This is a genomic window from Bartonella sp. LB28NMGDW, from assembly GCF_042194435.1.
In the GTDB taxonomy this organism is placed as follows: Bacteria; Pseudomonadota; Alphaproteobacteria; order Rhizobiales; family Rhizobiaceae; genus Bartonella; species Bartonella grahamii.
The window spans coordinates 1-2,846 of record NZ_JBHIMX010000053.1 but is presented as its reverse complement, the minus strand read 5'-3'; the positions used below and the strand labels follow the sequence as shown (position 1 = coordinate 2,846).

Annotated in this window: 1 pseudogene; it reads right to left on the bottom strand. The window is 29.6% G+C overall.

Features of this window, described 5'->3' with window-relative positions:
• Positions 1-1,677 precede the first annotated feature (1,677 nt).
• Positions 1,678-2,133, bottom strand: a pseudogene (locus tag ACFIKG_RS08890) (type ISP restriction/modification enzyme); the annotation flags it as partial.
• Positions 2,134-2,846: the final 713 nt, after the last annotated feature.

Genomic DNA, 2,846 nt, shown 5'->3' with positions numbered 1-2,846 from the left:
ATCGATATATTCACAATCATCAATAAATTCGTATTTTTTTGCAGGCTCTTGTTGATTAACAGACGCGGTTTCATTTGAAATATTAGAGATAACGGGGGTGTTTTTTGAGATATAATTCATTTTATTAAACCTAGTTATTTAGAGTTTTGAAATTGACACCCTATAAGGGCGCCGGGCGCTCAAAACACGGTAACTAGTCCGTTGCTACACTTTTCCCATAAAGGTATTTTATGGTGTAGCTACACCCGACAAAACCATTATATGCTAATCACAGCACAAAAGACAGTCGATATTTTAAAGAAATGGGAGAAACCTTATCGTGGTTTACCCGCTAGTTATTAAGTGTTTTGATCACTTGATTATTTATATAGCAAAATACGTATTTATTGTCAAATAATATTTTATCTTTTTTGATATTTTTTTGTATTTTTTAAATACGTTGTGTATTGATAATATCTTATGCCTATTAATTGCTTCTTTTATATTTATGTGCTTTTAAAGCTATATTACGGGCTTTGTGAAACGATTGCGTATTTTCTGAATCTATACATTTATAATATTTTAGAAACGCTCTCATTATGCGTATTTTAAACTTTATAACCTATCAATTTTGTCACTAAATGGCTTTTAAGATTTCTGTTAATTTCTTTTAATAACACATTTTAGACTTAACAGCCTTTATAGGGACTGTCTTTATAACAAATGCTTTCATTTGCATTTTTGCTTTCTCTATAGCTGTTATGTTCTTTATAGCCATGGCATCATTTTTCATGTTCATAAGAGAAGTGATAAATAGGATATATGATAATTGTGATTTATAGACCGTTATGAAAACACTTATGAAAACATCTCAATAGAAACTGATCATTATAGAGATGAGCAAAATCCCTTTTAATAAACTTTTGTCAGTCTTGTCAGTTCTTTTTAGAACCTATATCATTTTTTTTAAATGAGAGAAAATTAAAATCATTATATTTCAATAAGTTAAGTTTTATCAATTTTTCAAAATACAACTTATTAAAACAGCCATAACAAATAAATACAACTGTAAATATATATTTGTCAGTTTATGTCAGTACATTGAATCGACAAAAGTGATCATTTAGTGAATGATTAAAACATGTCTTATGAGAGTATGTGATCTTTTAAAGCCTTTCAAAAGAAAGGGATTATAATCATAATAAATGCTATCAAGACCATTATGGTTATGAGTTTTGGAGGTGCTTTTTACGCCCCCCTTTACATATTTTTCAATAAAAAATAAAAGTCATTATATTTCAATATGTTATTTTTTATCAATTTTTCAAAAAACAACCTATATCAATAGTACAACCTATAAATTCAACTAATGCTCTATGTTTTGTAAGGGGTTTGGGGGGGGGTAGAAACATTCAAAACCTATAAGTAATATAAGAAAATGAATATACATAACCCTCTTTAAATAAAGCTTCTGATAACAATAAAGCTATCATTTTAGATTACGGTTTAATCTTTTAAAGGCAATGTAAATAAGAGTATCTAAAAGTGCAAGTTTCTTCTTTTTAAATAACGTATGATAAATTATCCTTTTAAAGATTGTATGTCAGCAATTTATAAAAGGGATATAAGAACCTATAGGTATAAAACCTTATACCCCTTATGAGTTTATCATACCCATTATGTGAGCATGCTTTTAAGTTATTCAGTTTCTCTTATTTCCAATTTTGGTAGGTTCTTAACAATTTTCATTGTCTCTAAACTTATGGTAATAACCCTCTGAAATAACTCTAGAGGGTAGGCAGGGTTGCCAATGGTTTCAACAGCATAACGATTGGCATCATTAACAATGCCACTCTTTTTATCAGTCTTAACACATTGACGCCCCATAACCCATTCAAGAGCGGGTTTACCATTAACGATATACTCACAAGCGTCAAGAGGGATATCTGTTATTGTGATATTGTTATTATAAATAACAGTGGTTTTATCTTTCTCTTTACCTGCTTTTGCGAATTTCATTTCAGTCACGTAATAGAATTTTTCTGGATTAGAGATCTCTGTAACTTTTGGATTACCTTTTTTAAAGGTTACGGGATAAGGTTTTACAGTTTCATAATTCACGTGCAAATGATCCAGTTCACGCCCTGTTACAACAGAGTTCCGTTTTCGTATAAGGGGTTTAATTCTCTTCAAAAGAATTAAAACGAAGCTTATTAAATCCATTTTGAATGAATAGTGAGAAAACTGGAAAAAATGCTAAAAAAAGCGGATAATTTTTTCAAAAGGGGTTTTAAAGGTACTTATCCACAGCCCATGCCCATGAGAGAGATCAGATCAGCAAAATAGTGAAATTTGCTGTTTATTTTATGGAAAAAAGACAAATGAAGCATGTGCTTTTAAAATATCATAATGATTATTTTGATAGATTTTATGAGTCACTAAAATAATCTAGTTTGTTAGTTCAATTTACAGACACAAACTGACAAATATATATTATTGATTGTATTTAAGGTTGTATTGTCGATATAGGTTGTATCGTTAAAATACTAACATATTGAAATATAATGTTTTTAATTTTCTCTCATTTAAAAAAAATAATATAGGAGCTAGAATGAACTGACAAGACTGACAAAACTCTTCTGATAAGGTCACTCAGATCATTTGCTTTTGGAAAAAAGTTCCTTGATGAGAATGCCATAAAAAGAGTTTTGCGTGGTTGTCTTAAAGACTTCAAAAGAGATTTCTTTATTGTTTTATGCTGTTGTTTTTGACGATAGGATGTGCTTGATAGCATGATGTCTCGTTTATATGCGTGTTGAGTGGCTTAGAGGAGCTGGAGAGTGAATTTATCTCTAATTATTGATAAA